This is a genomic window from Mesorhizobium sp. M1365 (genome assembly GCF_040317865.1).
Classification (GTDB): Bacteria; Pseudomonadota; Alphaproteobacteria; order Rhizobiales; family Rhizobiaceae; genus Mesorhizobium.
On sequence record NZ_JAMYLG010000003.1, the window covers coordinates 122750 to 138643 of the forward strand.

13 protein-coding genes are annotated in these 15894 nt (G+C 62.5%); 3 read left to right on the forward strand and 10 right to left on the reverse strand.

The genetic code is table 11. The annotated features are described in order from the left end of the window. Nucleotides 1-7 precede the first annotated feature (7 nt). Nucleotides 8-1525 (reverse strand): S10 family peptidase, encoded by a 1518-nt coding sequence (locus NKH04_RS04830; protein ID WP_352818039.1) that lies wholly within the window; start codon nt 1523-1525, stop codon nt 8-10. A 282-nt stretch (nt 1526-1807) separates the two neighbouring features. Between NKH04_RS04830 and NKH04_RS04835 the strand changes: the two genes are divergently transcribed. Further along, on the forward strand, nt 1808-2305 hold the full coding sequence (locus tag NKH04_RS04835) for a hypothetical protein (protein WP_352741965.1): 498 nt from the start codon (nt 1808-1810) through the stop codon (nt 2303-2305). Nucleotides 2306-2414: 109 nt separating this feature from the next. Here NKH04_RS04835 and NKH04_RS04840 read toward each other — a convergent pair whose 3' ends face one another. Beyond that, nucleotides 2415-3749 carry a four-carbon acid sugar kinase family protein gene (locus tag NKH04_RS04840; RefSeq protein ID WP_352469596.1) on the reverse strand — a complete coding sequence of 445 codons (1335 nt, stop codon included), beginning with the start codon at nt 3747-3749 and terminating at the stop codon, nt 2415-2417. Nucleotides 3750-3753: 4 nt separating this feature from the next. Continuing rightward, entirely contained in the window at nt 3754-5016 is a 1263-nt protein-coding gene (oiaX, locus tag NKH04_RS04845; protein WP_352469595.1) for a 3-oxo-isoapionate-4-phosphate decarboxylase OiaX, read from the reverse strand. A gap of 181 nt (nt 5017-5197) precedes the next feature. Between oiaX and NKH04_RS04850 the strand changes: the two genes are divergently transcribed. Both NKH04_RS04850 and NKH04_RS04855 read left to right on the forward strand, forming a co-directional pair. After that, nucleotides 5198-5911: a transcriptional regulator NanR gene (locus NKH04_RS04850; RefSeq protein WP_292663135.1), complete on the forward strand. Its 714-nt coding sequence runs from the start codon at nt 5198-5200 to the stop codon at nt 5909-5911. Between the two features lie 304 nt (nt 5912-6215). Next, the gene (locus NKH04_RS04855; protein ID WP_352968944.1) at nt 6216-7184 is read left to right on the forward strand and encodes a GlxA family transcriptional regulator; all 969 of its coding nucleotides are present in this window, start codon (nt 6216-6218) and stop codon (nt 7182-7184) included. Between the two features lie 76 nt (nt 7185-7260). On the opposite strand, the gene apnL is transcribed toward NKH04_RS04855, so the two are convergent. The 7 genes from apnL to NKH04_RS04890 form a co-directional block, all read right to left on the reverse strand. Then, on the reverse strand, nt 7261-9168 hold the full coding sequence (gene apnL, locus NKH04_RS04860) for a D-apionate lactonase (RefSeq protein ID WP_352968942.1): 1908 nt from the start codon (nt 9166-9168) through the stop codon (nt 7261-7263). Further along, entirely contained in the window at nt 9165-10199 is a 1035-nt protein-coding gene (locus NKH04_RS04865) for a Gfo/Idh/MocA family protein (RefSeq protein ID WP_352767585.1), read from the reverse strand. Before NKH04_RS04865 ends, apnL begins: the two co-directional genes overlap by 4 nt. Nucleotide 10200: 1 nt before the next feature. Further along, nucleotides 10201-11265, reverse strand: coding sequence for an ABC transporter permease (locus NKH04_RS04870; protein ID WP_023675478.1), 1065 nt, complete (start codon nt 11263-11265; stop codon nt 10201-10203). Beyond that, complete coding sequence (locus tag NKH04_RS04875) at nt 11262-12806, reverse strand: sugar ABC transporter ATP-binding protein (RefSeq protein WP_352469590.1); 1545 nt, start codon at nt 12804-12806, stop codon at nt 11262-11264. The genes NKH04_RS04870 and NKH04_RS04875 overlap by 4 nt, the downstream gene beginning before the upstream one ends. Then, complete coding sequence (locus NKH04_RS04880) at nt 12803-13456, reverse strand: DUF2291 family protein (protein ID WP_352682588.1); 654 nt, start codon at nt 13454-13456, stop codon at nt 12803-12805. The genes NKH04_RS04875 and NKH04_RS04880 overlap by 4 nt, the downstream gene beginning before the upstream one ends. Before the next feature lie 113 nt (nt 13457-13569). Next, nucleotides 13570-14511, reverse strand: coding sequence for a D-ribose ABC transporter substrate-binding protein (locus NKH04_RS04885; protein ID WP_352469588.1), 942 nt, complete (start codon nt 14509-14511; stop codon nt 13570-13572). 265 nt (nt 14512-14776) lie between these two features. Then, nucleotides 14777-15604 (reverse strand): phosphogluconate dehydrogenase C-terminal domain-containing protein, encoded by an 828-nt coding sequence (locus tag NKH04_RS04890; RefSeq protein ID WP_352586635.1) that lies wholly within the window; start codon nt 15602-15604, stop codon nt 14777-14779. Nucleotides 15605-15894: the final 290 nt, after the last annotated feature.

The window sequence follows — 15894 nt, forward strand, 5'->3', positions numbered from 1 at the left end:
AACCGTCTCATTGCGTCGTTCGGTAAAGCTCGGACGCGGCCTGCTTCAGTGCCGCCCGTCCATCCGGCCTCAGATACATCATGTGCCCGCCCTCCAGCACCTCGGTGCGAATGGGCTTTGCGCCGGCAAGCGAAGGAATTTGACCAAGCAGGTAGCGCGAGCCCATGTACGGCGTCACCAGGTCGCTGTAGCCGTTGACGATCAGCACGCCGAGGCTGGGGTTTAGCACGCGCGCCTGTTGAAGGTCGTCCATGACACCCGCATAGCCCTGACGCGTCGCGCTCGTCCCATAGTCCCAATTGCCGCTGACTTCACGGTTGAGAAGCCGATAGCTGATATCCGTGCGGAAGTTCAATTCATCACGCACATAGCCGACGAAAGCGGAGGTGAGCGCCGGCACGCTTCGGTCGAGCACCGGATCGGGACCCTCGACTCCCAGGCTCTCTGGCGCCACGTCCGCTGTCGCGATGTTGCCGTCATAGGCGCTGAGAACATTGCCCTTTGCCCGTGCAAACTCCTTGGCGAACAGCCCTATGGGAATGCGTGCAAAGTGCCGCTGGACGAGATCGAGCGGCAGACCGGTGATTGCGGCGACACGCTGGCTCGCCAGGCGTCCACCCTGCTCCAGCCCACCGGCCAGCGCGGCCAGATAATCGCCGAGCGCATAGCGTTCGACTTCCGCCAGCCGCTCCTGCAGGGCCGGGCCGGAAACGCCTTCGCTGTGTAGGCGCACTGCCGCCAGCGACGGCAGTTCCAGCGCCCAGTGGAGCGGCTGGAACTCGTCTGGGCGCACCAGCGTGAATTCGAGCGCCGGCGAAATCAGCACGACGCCACTCGGGCTGATGCCGATGTCTTCCTGAAGCTTCCTGGCGAGCAATGCTGCTCGAAAGCCGCCATAGCTTTCGCCAGCCAGGAAGACAGGCGATGCCGTACGGTTCGTCTGCGCCAGATAGAGCCGGATAAACGCGCCTATCGACGCGACGTCCTGGCTGACGCCCCAGAAGCTGTGTGCTTCTGTGCCGGGCGCTTCACGGCTGTAACCGGTTCCAACAGGGTCCACAAAGACCAGGTCGGTCATGTCGAGCCAAGTGTCGGGGTTGTCGAACAGCCTCTGCGGCGGCGGCAGGAAACTTCCATCGGCCGCCGTCGCCAGGACCCGCGGACCGAGCGCGCCGAGATGAAGATAAGCGGAAGCTGCTCCCGGACCGCCATTGAACACGAAGGTGATCGGGCGCCGCGGATCCGGTCCCGTTTCTTTCCCGGAATGCAGTGCATAGGCGACGTAGAAAATCTCGGCGGTGATATCGCCTTTGCCGGACGGCAATGACAGCGTGCCGGCCTTGGCCTCGTAATCGAGCGTGCGTCCGGCTATGACGATCGAATGATCGGAAGTCTGCGGCGGTGGCAGGAGCGAGAGAACCCCGCCTGTGGGCGGCGGCCGCTGGGCCGTCTCCGCGTGACCCACCCCAACTCCGGCAACCAACAGCAGAAGAGCGAGGGCGATTTCTTGCAGCTTGATAGGCATGACGTCTCCGGAGCAATTGGCTGGAAACTAGCACACCGTCGGCCGAACCAAAGTCACAGCACCGTGCGCCAGTACATCTGACAAGAAGAGGGGTCGGATTTGGAAATCCGATGCCCAGGCGGAAGATAGGGCGCGAGGGTCACGGCAGCAGCCTCAACCTCTTCCAGCAGATGCGTGCGGCGGATTGGCGGACCAAACGACTTCGTGAATTTTCTGCCGGTTGACTCGATTGGCCCACTTCCTAGGTTGGCATTCGGGGCTCCCGTGCAATCCGAAGTTGGTATGACATCTTTCCACACCCGAAAGCTTGCCTTTCTCCTTCTATCGGCAAGCGCCGCCATCCTGTCTTCCTGCGTCATGCCCGACGACACGTCGAGCACTGCGAAGGAAGACGCCACGGCGGCGGCAGCCCGCAGGGAGATGGTCGGCCTTAGCGAGGCGGACGTTCGAATGTGCGCCGGCTTTCCGACCGCCACTGCCGATGTCGGCAAATCCGGCCAGATCTGGACCTATCAGCGCGTCGTTCAACGCGGCAATCTCAACATTGTCGTTCCGACCGTGGCCATTGGCCCGGTCCCGGCGCTGGGAGGTTCCGTCAACGTCGCCCCCGGCGGCTATTGCAACACGCAAATTCGAATGGTTGACGGTCATGTTGCCGAGGTTGCCTACGCCGGCGACAACAACCTGCCGAACAACCGCGATGCGCTCTGTGTCAGCACGGTAGACGCCTGTGTCGCCTACGCCCGTCAGTATCATCCAGGCAGGACAATGGGCAGATAGCGTGATGAGTGGCATTGCCGCTGATCTGAACGCCTGAGATTTCTGGTTTGCCGGCTAGTATCCTCGATCCCGATCGAGCATCACCGATTTGACCTGACATTCCCCGCTCTCAACCGCCGACCCCATCGCGAATAGCGGAGAAATAGCGGTCGGTTCCGACCTGCCCACCCTTGAGGGCAATTTCCAGCCCATCGATCGCCTTAATGCTTGAATGCGCCACACAAAGTGGCGAGCCCGGCGATGCCGGCAGCGGCATTCGCACAGTCAGCGCGTCTACGCCCATCTGGCCAAGTGCATGGCTCGACGTGTCGCCGCCGGCGATGACCACGCGCAGTAGCTTCTCTTGAAGCGTCAGTTCGCGGAGAACCTCGCCAAGGCCGTGGCCGAGCTTATGGCGGGCGCCTTCCCGGAGATCGATTTCTGCACCGCGGTCGGCCGCAGGCCCGAGCGCGGTGTAGAGGATGACGCTGCGCCCGGCCCGTAGGCTGGAGCGGCCGGTTGCCACCGCGCGCGCAATCGCGTCGTTCGAAGCCTCAGAAACCAGTTCGACTGGGTCGAGCTCGATCCCGTCGAAGCCGTCGGCCAGAGCATAACGGATCTGTCGTTCCGTCGTCGGCGAGCAGCTCCCCGAGACCACGGCGATCCTGTCGGCAGCGCCCGGCGGCGAAAAGGCGGATTTGGTATCCACGATCCGGTTCGCTGCCCATTCGACCAGCAAGGCATATTCGATGCCTGAAGAGCCGACGACGAAATAACCGCCCGGCTTGCGAGCGCGCCAAATCTCCTTGCCGGCAAGTGCCTGGGTTTCCAGGCTATCGACATCGACAAGCACAATACCTGAGCCATTCTCCACAAGCCGGTCGAATGCTTTCGACCGCGACGCAGACTGCAGCGTCGCCAGGTCGACCAGGCCCGAGGCGAGGCTGGTCTGGCGCGACAGATGGATCAGCAGGTCGGATTCGTCCATCGGCGTGGTCGGATGGCGGCTCATCACGGGATGGCGGTCGATGCGGAAATATTTTTCGCGATAGGCCGCGAACAGATGACCGAAGGCGGTGTAGCGCTTCAGCTGCGGCGCGCCGACCACCAGCGGCACGCCCTCTTGCCGGAAAACCGAGCGGCCGATTTCGATCGCCCGGCCGATGCTGCCGATTGCCGGGCTGGAATCGAAGGTCGAGCAGACCTTGTAGTGGCAGATCTCGGCGTTGACGGTCTTCAGCCAGGCGAAGGCATCTCGCAGATGCGTGTCCATCCACTGCGGCGTCTCGCTGCGGCTGGTGCCGGCCAGCCCAAGGGCGCGGCAATGCGCAAATTGCGAAAGCAGCGCCTCGTCCGGCTGGCGCATGAACAGGACGGTCGGCACGCCGCCGAGCTCGAGCGCCTCCATAACGTCGGTCGAGCCGGTCAGGTCGTCGCCATAGTAACTCAGAAGCAGGTTTTGCATGGCGTCAGGCCGCCTCGCCGCCGCCGAACTTCTCGATCGACCGCGCCAGCTCGACATGGCTCAAGGCATAATCCGCCAACGAAATGTCCTGGACCGCCGCCTGCCAGGCCTGCTGCACGGCGCGCACGCCGGCGCCCGGCCCGTCCGGGTGGCTGACGATGCCACCGCCGCAGAGATAGAGAAGATCGACCGTCCGGCCGGTTCGCTGGAAGGTTTCAGGCGCCTGCCCGCCCCACTGGCCGGAGCCGGCGACCGGCAATGCGCAATCGGCCGGCGAAAAGATCGGCGTGGTCACCGCCTTGAAGGATTCGACGAAGGACCAGTCGGGTTCCCAGTATTTTGAGGCGATGCCGTTGATCTGGAACTGGTCGACGCCGAGCAGCCGCCAGAACTGCTGCCAGACCTTGAAATCCATGCCAAGGCCGGGATGACGGGTGAGAATGTCCCAGCCATTGCGGTGGGCATGGAGCACAAGGCTGGAGCGTTTTCGAAGGTAAGCCATGCCGCCGAAACCGATCGAATTGATATTGACCACCGCGCAATTGCCGCCGGCCTTTGCCACCAGATCGTGGTTTCGCATCATCTCGTCGGGATCGGCATGTGAAATGCCGAAGGCATACATGACCTTCTTACCGGTCTTCTGCTCGTGGTCGAGGATCAGCGGCATGATTGCCCTCACCCGCTCCGACAGCGGCGAATAGGCCGGGCTCATCAGCTTCTCGTCGTCCTTGATGAAGTCGACGCCGGCCGCAATCAGCTCTTGCACCATTGCGGCCGTCTCGTACGGGCGGAGTCCCAGCGCCGGCTTGACGATGGTCCCGATGATCGGACGATCCACGACACCGGTCAGCCTGCGGCTGCCCGTGACGCCGAATTGCGGGCCCGGATGCGCGCCCCGGTACTCCTCGGGCAGCCTCATGTCGACGACACGAATGCCGGACAGGCCCTTGATCGAAAAGGTGCCGCCGATGACGATGGTCATCAGCGCCGACAGGTCGGTGCCGATGGCGTCCAGCGGAAAGGCGATGTCGACGTCGGCGCGCTTGACCGGGCCGTTGCGCGCTTCGGGACCGGTTTCGGGAAGAGACGGCCGATCCGCATCCGGCAGATGCCGTATCGCCAGGACTCGCGCTGCGACCCTGGCCTTGAGCTCTTCGGTCTCGCCGGCCAGCGCGACGAAGGTTCCGGTCGACTGGTCGCTTGCGATCTTGGCCGCCAGCGCCTCGATATTGCCCGGCGTTTCGATGCGATAGGTGAGAACAATCATATTCGCGCGGCCTGCCGGGTGGTTCGAAAAAGGTTCCTTGGCCCTTGAAATCTGGTATAATGAGTACATAAGCTTTGCAAGCCCTATCCGGCTTGGCGGTAAGGGCGAGCCGGCAGCAGGCGTTCCGGAATTCACGGCGGAAATGCTAGATAGGGGCCGGTCAAAGGAGTGATTCGCGACGATGAACCGTTCGGAGCCGATCGTCCGGCGCAAGCTTTCCGACGAAGTATTCTTGAGACTGAAGCGCCTGATCACCAGCGGCGAATTGCTGCCGGGTGACGACATGCCGTCGGAGCGCGAATTGATGGAGCGCTTCGAGGTCGGCAGGCCGGCGATCCGCGAGGCAATGCAGGCGTTGAGCAATATGGGCCTTGTCGCGATCTCGCATGGCGAGCGGGCGAAAGTGCTGCAGCTGACCGCCAAGTCGATCATCAAACAGGTCGACGGTGCCGCCAAGATCATCCTGTCGTCGTCGAAGGACACGCTGGAGCACCTCAAGAACGCGCGTATCTTCTTCGAGCGCGGCATGGTCAGGGAAGCCGCGGAGAAGGCAACCGCCGAGGACGTGCAGCGGTTGCGGGCAACGGTTGCCGAGCAGCGCAGCCATCGTGGCGACTCGGAAGCCTTTATATCCGCCGACATGAAATTCCACACCCAGATCGCGGCAATATCCGGCAATCCGATCTATGTCGCCGTCAGCGAGGCAATGCTTGGCTGGCTAAAGGAATACCACACCGAAATGCTGATCTGGACTGGCAAGGAAAAGTTCACGCTGACCGAGCACGAAGAGATCATCGGACGCATCGAGGCCAAGGATGCGGATGGCGCCGAGAAGGCGATGATCAAGCACCTCGAACGCTCGCGTGCGCTTTACGTGATGAACTCCGGCAGCTGAAAATCAAGAGCAAGGTCCCGACCGCAGCGGCCGGCACCTTGCTCTCGGCCTACTGACTGACCACAGATCAGCCTGAGCCCGGACCGACGCAGTTTTCTGTTGCGTCTGAATCCGATGTATGTGCCGCGTGTTTTCATTCAACGATTTCAGCATTTGCATCTTCCCAGCCATGGATTTCCGCGGCCCGCTTTCGTCAGCAAGCCCGCATAGGCCCTCCTGGAGGCGCCGCGCTTGTTCTGGGATTGGCAATTCTTGCAAAGACTATGCTAGGCTTGCCATCCGAGAACGATACTGGAGTACCGCAATGGCTGACAGGGGCCTCCACGTTGTGATCTGGCTGCCGTCGAATTTCTATTCGGCCGTCGTCTCGACGCTCGTGGAAATGTTTCAGCTTGTGAATGACGTCTGCCGTTCGCAGGTTCTCTCCTGTGAGTTCGTTTCAAGGAGCGCGCCGTCGGCATCGAGCACCGGAATTTCCTTCCCGACAAAGGCTCAACCATCCCGGAAAATGGATGTCCTGATTCTCATTGCCATGCCGGGTGTCGAGATTCCGGAGCTTCTGCGCTCGCTCGACGAGGAGAGTGAGCATTCAAAACCGCTGATCGCGCTCGCGCAGCAGCAGGACGCAATCATCGCAGCACATTGCGGCGCGTGTTATCTGCTCGCCACTTCGGGATTGTTGGACGGCAAGCGCGCAACGATATCCTGGTGGCTGAAGAACGAGGCAAGCCGCCGGTTTCCGCAAGTGCGATGGGACGCTTCCCGCCTGCTCATTCGCCAGGACCGCCTTTACACATGTGGAGGCGGGTTTTCCGGACTCGAACTCGCCAGGGCTTTGCTGATCGATCTGGGCTTCGAGAAGGAAGAACGGATCATTCGAAAACTTCTGGTTCTTCCTCCGCCGCGCAAATTCCAGAGTCCCTACGAATTTCCTCTCGACAAAATTTCGAACGAGGCCAGCCCATTCGAGAACAAGCTGCGCGAGCTCTCGAAAGACAAGATGTCAGAAATCGATTTGAAATTTCTTGCAACCGAATTGGCAATGTCTTCGCGAACCCTGTCTCGCAGGGTTTTCGACGAGCTCCAGACAACGCCGGGAAAATGGATCCAGGAAAGGCGGCTGGAGTTGGCAAGGTCCATGCTTGAGGAAACGAAACTGAGCGTCTCAGAAATCTGCTATCGGGTGGGATATCAGGACGTCGCTTCGTTCAGCCGTCTTTTTTCCAAGACAACTGGAATGGCACCAGGCGAGTTTCGAAAGCAAGTCCGGTGACAAGTCGGCAGCGGAAGTGCTGCGGCTACGGGCAACCGCTGCGGAACTGCGGCGATTCATGAACCCCGGCGTGACTTCAGCCAATCCGGACGATTGCGTAGGGCGTCATGACAAGACGGTCTCGGCCCGACGCGTCGCGCTGAATCTGGCGTGACGTTCGTCCATCCCAGATCTTCAGAGGACCCCGATCGGAGCCGAGCCCGGAAACATCGACTGGAAGGTCGTCCGGAGTAAGGTTCGCCAGCCAGACGATGATCTTGCCTGTCTGGGAGTGGCCGGCCAGTGCCAGCACCCGCGTCTCATCGGTCGTTGTCGCCGCCACATGCGCATGGCCGGCCAGATCGCAAAGTCCTTTCACCGCGTGGAAAATCGGCCGGGGTGTACCTTCTTTGACAGGTTCGCCCGACGAGGCCAGCACGCCGAATGGTCCGGTGAAGCTGCAGAGCGTCAGCATTTCGAGCCCGGCCGGCGCAACGCGCGCGGCATAGCCGATCGTCCATGCGGCCCCGAACAGCCCGGCATGGCGAGGGTCGCGGTTGGCCATGGCAATGCGCTGACTGTCAGGATTAGCCTTGGTCGCGCCGCCATAAGGGTTCTGGCGCATGGCAATGGTCGACGGCCCGATCCGATAAGGTATTGTTCCGAAGATCGTTCGTACTGACGCCGTGATGAAAGGCAATGCCTCCAGCGATTGCATGACGCTGAGATCGTCGGCGGCGTGCACGATCGGGCAGGTGCAATGCGTGACGAAATCGAGCAGGTCGGCCGGCACACGCTTGCGATTGAGTTCGGTGAAATAGCTGAACATGCCGCCGCCGAGGCGGCTGTCGGGAAAGGCGCGCCGCGCCGCGGCGTAGACGTCTTCGAGCGGCGGGCAGTGCGGCCACGCGCTGCCCGGTGGCGTCGACTGCCGGTCGACCGAGGGCGAGACGGCAATGGCCGAAAGCTTGAGCCCGGCCTGGCGCACCCTGTCGGCGACGCCTGAAAGCTCGGCGTCGAGATCGCCGTCGCCGGCAATGACACATTCGAGCGTTGTCCGGACCGGATAGGCGGCGGCGAGCCGGGCGTAGGATCGCAAGGCGTCGAGCCCATGGCCACGCGTCGGGTCGTAGTGGAACATCAATTGCTGCGGACCAAGCTCGCACAGCATCGGCAGCTTGCCCAGCGCCGCCTCGACCTCATCCGGGTAGATGATCACGCCAACATCCGGCAGCGCCGGTCCGGCTTGGCCGAGCGTGACGCGAATTGGTTCCGCGATTGCCGCAGCGGCCGGCACTTTCCCGCGACCCTCTATCCGCAAACTAGTGGTCTGGCGGAAGGTCTTGCCGGCAGGCAGCACATAGGGCCATGGCAGCGCGAGCGGCCGGACATAGGTCTTGTAGGAGGCATCCGACCAGTTGCGCTGGTCCTCCATCTCGAAAATGTCGCCTTGCATCCGGCATTCGGCGGTGACGCCCGGCCGGACCTCATAGGTGATCGCCCGCAGATCCTTGAAAGGCTGCCAGGGATCGATCAGCTCCGGAAGCCGCGTCGCGACCACGCTGCCATCGGTATGCTCGACCGTGACCGGGCTGCCGGCCAGCCCGGCAATTGGATGCAGGATGCAGAAGCCGCAGCGATTGGTCTCGAAATCGTTGTCGGGAAGAGCGCTCACGTCGAAGATCAGCTGGCCATCGGCCGAGCCCTTGATGGTCGCACGGAAGTCGAGCCGGCTTCCCTCTGGTCCGAAGCAACCTGCCGAATAGCTGACGAAGAAAGCGTCATCGCCCTGGTCGATGATTAAATCGGTGAGCGCCGGCTCGTAGGTGCCCCAGTCGCGATCCCTGACGATGAAGGCGACGGCGCGCAGAACCTCGGTGCCGCCATGCCGGATGGTGCGCAGATTGCCGTTGACGAAGTCCGCCGTCAGCGCGCCGGCGCGCAGCCTGACCGGTTCGGCTTCAACGGCACGTGTGCCGTAGAGGAGGAAGGCGTCGGCTGTCATTTCAGCAAGGCGTCGAGTTGCACCGGCTCCCGGCTTGCGGCGCCAGCGTACGCAGCCTCGACCAGCGCTAATGTCTTGAGGTTGTCCGCGCCCGAGGTCGCGGGCTCGGTTCCCTTGGTCAGGCAGTCGACCCAATGCTTTTGAATGGCGACGACGCTTTCCTGGATGTTGTGCCACGGCCGTGATGCCCAGGCCAGCAGCGGTGGCGAGACGTCGCTCACAGCTGTCCCGCTCCTGCCGGTGACGGTGAGCCGGTAGCCCTGCGCCAGCCGGATCGTGCCGTCGCTGCCGTCGATCTCGATCAGCGTCTCCGGAAACGGCTCGGTAGCGAGCTTGCTCGCGTAGCTGCAGTCGACCACGGAAGTGGCGCCGCCCGTGTGGTCCATCAGCATCGTCGCAACGTCCTCGCCGGCAATGCCGGGATTGATGCGCGCCGTTCGCGCAGTGACGGTCGAGACGTCGCCCAGCAGGAAGCGGGCTATGTCGAGGATGTGGATACCCAGATCCTCGATGATGAAGCGCTTTCCCGTCGCCAGATAAGGCTGGCCGGAAAACACGTCATAGGCAGAGCGGAACGAGATCCGTCCGAAAAAGGGGGTGCCGATTTCGCCGCTGTCGAGCACGGTACGCACCGCCTGGATCGGCGACTGCCAGCGAAAATTCTCATGCACCATCAGCGGCACGCCGGCGTCAGCACAGGCCTTTACCATCGCCTTGGCGTCGGCAAGCGTCGGCGCAAACGGTTTTTGGCAGATTGCCGGAACGCCGTGCTGCGCCGCCATCTCCACGAGCATTCTGTGGCTTGGTGCCGTGGTGGCGATGTCGACGAAATCCAGCCTTTCGCCGGCAAACAGCGCTGCCGCGTCGGTATAGCGCCGTGCGACCCCGAACTGGTCGCCAATGATCCGTAGCCGGTCCGGATCGCGGTCGCAGATGGCGGTGATCGAGGCGCCCTCTATATCGCGCCAGGCATGCATCTGGTTGATGGCAAAGAAGCCGCAGCCGATCAGCGCTCCACGCAGTTCCGCCATGTCAGCCGGCCTTTGCCATCTGCATCAGCGTGACACGGCTCTGCAGCCGGCGCTGTGCCTGGTCGACGACGACGGCGACGATGATGACGAGGCCCTTGATCACCATCTGCCAGAACGAACTCACTCCCATCATCACCAGCCCGTCCGAAAGGATGCCGATTACGAAGGCGCCGACAATGGTGCCGCCGATCGTGCCGCGACCGCCCGACATCGAGGTGCCGCCGAGCACCGCCGCGGCAATGGCGTTGAGCTCGAAGCTCTCTCCGGTCGCCGGATGCGACGCCATCAGCTCCGACGAGATGATCAGCCCGACGATCGCCGCGCAGAAGCCGGAGAACATGTAGACGAACATCTTCACCATATTGACGCGGACGCCCGAAATCCGCGCCGCCCGTTCATTGCCACCAACCGCGAAGATGTGGCGGCCGAGCGGGGTGTACTTGGCGAGATAGGCCGCCCCTAGCGCAACGACGAGCAAAATCCAGAGCGCAACCGGCAGGCCGAGCAACCGGCCGGCGCCGAGAAAGCCGAATCCGGTGGTGCCGAGCTCCGGCTTGCCGACGAGATTAGGGAAAGTACGGCCGTCCGACGACAGCAGCGCCAGGCCGCGTGCGACGTAGAGCACGCCGAGCGTGGCAATGAAAGGCGCAACGTTGAGCCTGGTGATCAGCAAGCCGTTGACGGCGCCGATCAATATGCCGACGGCAAGCGTGATCAGCGCGATCTCGAAGACGTTGAAATAGATGGTGTAGCCGACCTGCAGGTCGATGCCGTTGAGCACGAGATAGCCGGCCACCATGCCGCACAGGCCGACGATCGAGCCGACCGACAGGTCGATGCCGCCGGTGATGATGACGAAGGTCATGCCCATTGCGAGGAATGCGTTCAGCGCCACATGCTTCGACATCAGGATAAGATTGGCGGCCGATAGGAAATTGGGGGCGGCTATCGAGAAGAATAACAGCACGGCGATCAGCGCGATGAACGTCCTCGCCTTCATCAGCGTCAGCAGGACCGAGCCGCCCGACATGGAGTTGACCGCCGCCTTGGCTGGGATGTCAGTCATGCGTCTTGCTCTCCGTGCGGGACCGGTCCGTGGCCGAAGGCGGAGGCAGCGACGAGTGCGGCCTCCGTCGCCTCGGCGCGGTCGAACATGCCGGTCAGTTTTCCATTGCTCATCACCGCGATGCGGTCGGACAACGCCATCACTTCGTCGAGATCGGAGGTGGCAAACAGAATCCCCAGGCCGTCGCGCGACAGCTTGCGCATGGTGCGGAACACGTCGGCCTTGGCGCCGACGTCGATGCCGCGGCTGGGCTCGTCCATCAACAGCACCTTCGGCCCGGTGAGCAGCGCCTTGCCGATCACCACCTTCTGCTGGTTGCCGCCTGACAGCGACGAGACTTCCTGCGCCGGATCGGCGACCTTGATCGCCAGTTCGCGCACCGTCCGGGCCACCGCCTGTCGTTCGGCGGCACCGCGAATGTGGAACAGGCGCACGAACCGCGACAGGCTGGCCAGCGTCAGATTGCTGGCGACGGAGAGGATTGACACCAGCCCTTCGCGCTGGCGGTCTTCGGGGATCAGCGCCAGGCCGCGCCGGATGCGCCGCGTCGTGTCGCGCTCGTGCACTTTCTTGCCGGCAATGAATATCGTGCCCGTCGAATGGCCGTGGCGGCCCATGATGCAGTCGAACAGCTCGCTGCGTCCGGCGCCCATCAGGCCATAGATGCCGAGAATTTCGCCGGCGCGCAGCGACAGCGAGACGTGATCGACCGCAAGCCCGCCGGTGACGCGCGGCAGGCAGATGTCCTCGGCGCGGAATATTTCCTCGCCCGGCACATGGCCGTCGGCCTTGGCGAAGTCCTTGGCATCCGAGCCGATCATCTGCCGCACGATCCACTGGGTGTCGACGTCTTTCATCTCCGCCTGGCCGGTGATGCGGCCGTCGCGCAGCACCGTGATGGTGTCGCCGATGCGGATCAGTTCCTCGAGCCGGTGCGAGATGTAGACGATTGCCACGCCGCGTGCCTTGAGGTCGGCAATCACCTTGAACAGGATCTCGACTTCCGCCGCGCTGAGCGCCGAGGTCGGTTCATCCATGATCAGGATGCGCGCATCGAGCGAAACCGCCTTGGCGATCTCGACCAGCTGCTGCTGGCCGATGCGCAGATCCTCGACCAGCATGTCGGGCCGGATGCCGGCTTCCAGGCGTTCAAGGAACTCCGCCGCGCGGCGCTCCTGCTCCTTGCGGTCGATCTTGCGGAAGCGGTTGGTGATCTCGCGGGTGGCGAAAATATTTTCGGCGACAGTCAGATTGCCGAACAGATTCAGCTCCTGGAAAACCATGCCGATGCCGCGGCTCACGGCATCACCGGAAGACGAGAATGAAACCTCCTCGCCGTCCAGCAGGATGCGCCCGAGCGTCGGTTGCTCGACGCCGGCGATGATCTTCATCAGCGTCGATTTGCCGGCTCCGTTTTCGCCGACCAGCACGTTGACCGCGCCTTTGCGCACCTCGAAATTCGCCCGCTTGACCGCGACGGTGCCGGAATAGACTTTCGAGACGTCCTCCAGCTTCAGGATGACATCTTGATCGCCGCTCATGACTTCGGCCCGATCTTTGCCTCCGCCGGCGTCACCAGCGGCAGGTCCTGGCCACTGCCCGGCGTATAGGCGCCAAGTACCTCGACGCTGCGGCCCTCGAGTGCCTCGCGCGGCAGCTTGGAAAGCACGGTCTTGTCGGCATAGGCGTTGAAAGCCTTGCCGAACTGGGCGAAGTCGATCTGGTTGGTGAAATCGTTGAACTGGATGAAGTCGAGGCTGTCGCGCAGCGCGGTTCCGCGCATGGCGGGTCCGATCTGCACCCGCGCGTCCGCCTTGCCGTCGCCGTCGGCATCGACGTCCATCGTCGCCGCGCGTGACTGTGTGTTGGCTGCCACGACCTTGCCCTCGAGCCGAACGGCGAAGGTCCATGGCGAATTCGCCTGCTTCTTCGGGTTGCCGTATTTGGCGCCGGCAGCGGCGGGATCGGTCTTGGCCAAGGTGTGAACCTCGGCAAACGGCCCGGCCTTCTGCTGCAGATAGGGTATGACTTTCGCCGCCCAGATGTCCGCGACCATCTTGTCGGGATCGAATGCGGAGCCAGTGCCGCCGTTTTCCGCCGACGGCGTCGGCAGGATCTTGCAGGCGGTCAGGCTGCCTATTGCTGCGAGGAACAACGCGACAAGGATCGGCCGGGTCAGCGTGTTGAACATGTCGGCTCGTTCGGCATGGCGGTCAGGAGCACCCAGAGAAATGGAGGCAAGGGCGAAATGGAAGCAAGGGACGAACCGGAGGCTCGTCCCTTGCTGCTTGATGTTACGCCGGCTCAGTTGGTGAGCGCGAACGTCTCCAGCTTGGCGGCATTGTCGCCATTGACCAGGACGCAATCCATCAATTGCTTTTCCTCGGCCGGAGACTTCTTGTTCTTGATGAAGTCGTTGGCCTGCTCGACCGCCATCTGCGCCTGCGCGAAGGCCGGCTGCAGGACTGTCGCCTTGATGCCGCCGGAGGTGATCGAGTCGCGCACGTCGTTCGACCCGTCGAAGCCGACGACGATGACGTCCTTGCGGCCGGCAGCGGCAAGTGCCGCATGAGCGCCCATCGCCATCGTGTCGTTGCCGGAGATCACGCCCTTGATATCGGGATTGGCCTGGAGGATCGATTCCATCTTTGAATAGGCCTCGGTCTGGCTCCAATTGGCCGACTGCTGCGCCACCATCTTCAGGTCCGGATAGTCGTCGATGACGTCGTGGTAACCCTTGGAGCGGATGCCGGCATTGGTGTCGGATTCCTTGCCGACGAGCTCGACGAAATTACCCTTCTCGCCCATCAGCTTGACGAATTCCTGCGCGCCGAGCTGGGCGCCCTGATAATTGTTGGAGACGATCTGCGCGACGGCAACGCCGGTGGCATTGATCTCGCGATCGATCAGGAAGGAAGGAACGCCTGCGTCCTTGGCCTTCTGCACCGCGGCGACGGTGGCGTCGGCGCCGGCATTGTCGAGGATGATCGCCTTGGCGCCGCGGCCAATCGCCGTGTCGATCAATTCGGACTGCTTGTTGGCGTCGTCGTCATGGACGAGCACCAACGCCTCGTAGCCGAGTTCCTTGGCCTTCGCCTCCGCGCCGACAGCTTCCGCCTTGAAGAACGGATTGTCATGCGAGGGCGTGATGATGGCGATCAAATCCGCCGCATAGGCGGGTGCGGCGGTGCCAAGCGCCAGCATGCCGGCAAAAGCCGCAAGCGTCATTCTGCGTGTCAGTTTCATGTATTCCTCCCGTTGAAAATCCGTGCCTTATCCCAAGGCTATATGCATTCGATTTCGTTAGCCGGCCGTAGGCGGCGGGTCGCGTCAGATTCACAAGCCCTTGGCCGGCTTCACCTCGAAGGATCGCTCCCCCTATCCTCCACTCATCCAGCGCCTGATCCTGCGGCGAAGCTTGACGGTCCGATCCATCAAACAGCTAAGCCAACTGGTATAATGAGTCAATGACAATTTCAGGTGACATGTTCCGGAGAACGCGTCGCTGCCCTCAAGTGATGCGCTGAATGCTCGCGGCAATCTCCTCCGGCTCGAACACCCGCTTCCAGTCGTCGCGCATCAGCACCGGCTTGCCGAACTCTATCGCCTTGTTGCAGGCGTCGGAGAACACGCCTTTGGTTTCGCCGAAGATGACGGCGCCAAGCACGTTCATATGCCCAAGCAGGAAATCGAGCGCCGCCTGCTTGTCGACCCCGCGCGCCACCACCTCGTCGACGGCCTCTTTCATGATGACGAGCAGCGAGGCGCACACCGTTTCAGAAAGGCCGGGCTCGAGCAGCGCCATCTGATCGACCGTGACGCGATGCGAGCGCATGACCGGCGCCCAGATGATCTTTGCGATCGCCTCACCCTTGGCGAAATCTTCCTCGGGTCCCTGCATCAAGGCGCTGACCATGTGCTGCTTGGCCTTGACGCCGCCGAAATAATCCTTCTTGGCCGCCATGTCGGTCTCGTCGTTGAAGATCGGCGGATGGCACGGGTGGGTGACGAAATAGGTCAGGTCCGGCCGCTTCGGCAAATGCCCGGCGAAAGGTGCCGCGGCGTCGAGCACGACGACCATCGTGCCTGATGCAAGCTTGCTCTCGATACTCGCCGCGACCTTGCCGATGTGCGTGTCCGGCACCGCCAGGATCACCACATCGGCTCCATCAAGCGCCTCATCGGCGCTGACGGCATCGATGCCGAGGCCCGACTTAAGCCGCTCGCGGCCGGCGTCGCTGACCTCGACATGGCGTATCGTATAGGGAGATCCGCGAAAATTGGTCGACAGACGGTAACCCATTTTGCCGCCCGCACCAAACAGCGCAATCGTTGTCATGTGTCCGTTACTCCTGAATTCCAACGACGGCCCTGCCGATCGTCATCCCATTGACTTGTATGCACATTGCCGCCGGTCGGCGGATTAGAGAACGCAGGGGAGCCGCCGCTCAAATGACGATGCCATGGACGATGTCTCGGGCGCCCGGATGTCCAGCACAGCGCAGCTACGCGGAGCATGCTACCTTAGGTACACATTATACCAGCATACCAAATTGGCAAGCGGCCATGGCACGGCTCTGACCACTTGCTTGGCCGTCGTTTACCTCCTGTTCAACGGCAAGGAGCGAT

Excerpts from the sequence above, each read along its gene's own strand:
- oiaX (WP_352469595.1), bottom strand. The coding sequence starts at position 5,016 with ATGATTGTTCTCACCTATCGCATCGAAACGCCGGGCAATATCGAGGCG.
- NKH04_RS04850 (WP_292663135.1), top strand. The coding sequence starts at position 5,198 with ATGAACCGTTCGGAGCCGATCGTCCGGCGCAAGCTTTCCGACGAAGTA.
- NKH04_RS04835 (WP_352741965.1), top strand. The coding sequence starts at position 1,808 with ATGACATCTTTCCACACCCGAAAGCTTGCCTTTCTCCTTCTATCGGCA.
- NKH04_RS04855 (WP_352968944.1), top strand. The coding sequence starts at position 6,216 with ATGGCTGACAGGGGCCTCCACGTTGTGATCTGGCTGCCGTCGAATTTC.
- NKH04_RS04890 (WP_352586635.1), bottom strand. The coding sequence starts at position 15,604 with ATGACAACGATTGCGCTGTTTGGTGCGGGCGGCAAAATGGGTTACCGT.
- NKH04_RS04840 (WP_352469596.1), bottom strand. The coding sequence starts at position 3,749 with ATGCAAAACCTGCTTCTGAGTTACTATGGCGACGACCTGACCGGCTCG.
- NKH04_RS04870 (WP_023675478.1), bottom strand. The coding sequence starts at position 11,265 with ATGACTGACATCCCAGCCAAGGCGGCGGTCAACTCCATGTCGGGCGGC.
- NKH04_RS04830 (WP_352818039.1), bottom strand. The coding sequence starts at position 1,525 with ATGCCTATCAAGCTGCAAGAAATCGCCCTCGCTCTTCTGCTGTTGGTT.
- apnL (WP_352968942.1), bottom strand. The coding sequence starts at position 9,168 with ATGACAGCCGACGCCTTCCTCCTCTACGGCACACGTGCCGTTGAAGCC.
- NKH04_RS04875 (WP_352469590.1), bottom strand. The coding sequence starts at position 12,806 with ATGAGCGGCGATCAAGATGTCATCCTGAAGCTGGAGGACGTCTCGAAA.
- NKH04_RS04865 (WP_352767585.1), bottom strand. The coding sequence starts at position 10,199 with ATGGCGGAACTGCGTGGAGCGCTGATCGGCTGCGGCTTCTTTGCCATC.
- NKH04_RS04880 (WP_352682588.1), bottom strand. The coding sequence starts at position 13,456 with ATGTTCAACACGCTGACCCGGCCGATCCTTGTCGCGTTGTTCCTCGCA.
- NKH04_RS04885 (WP_352469588.1), bottom strand. The coding sequence starts at position 14,511 with ATGAAACTGACACGCAGAATGACGCTTGCGGCTTTTGCCGGCATGCTG.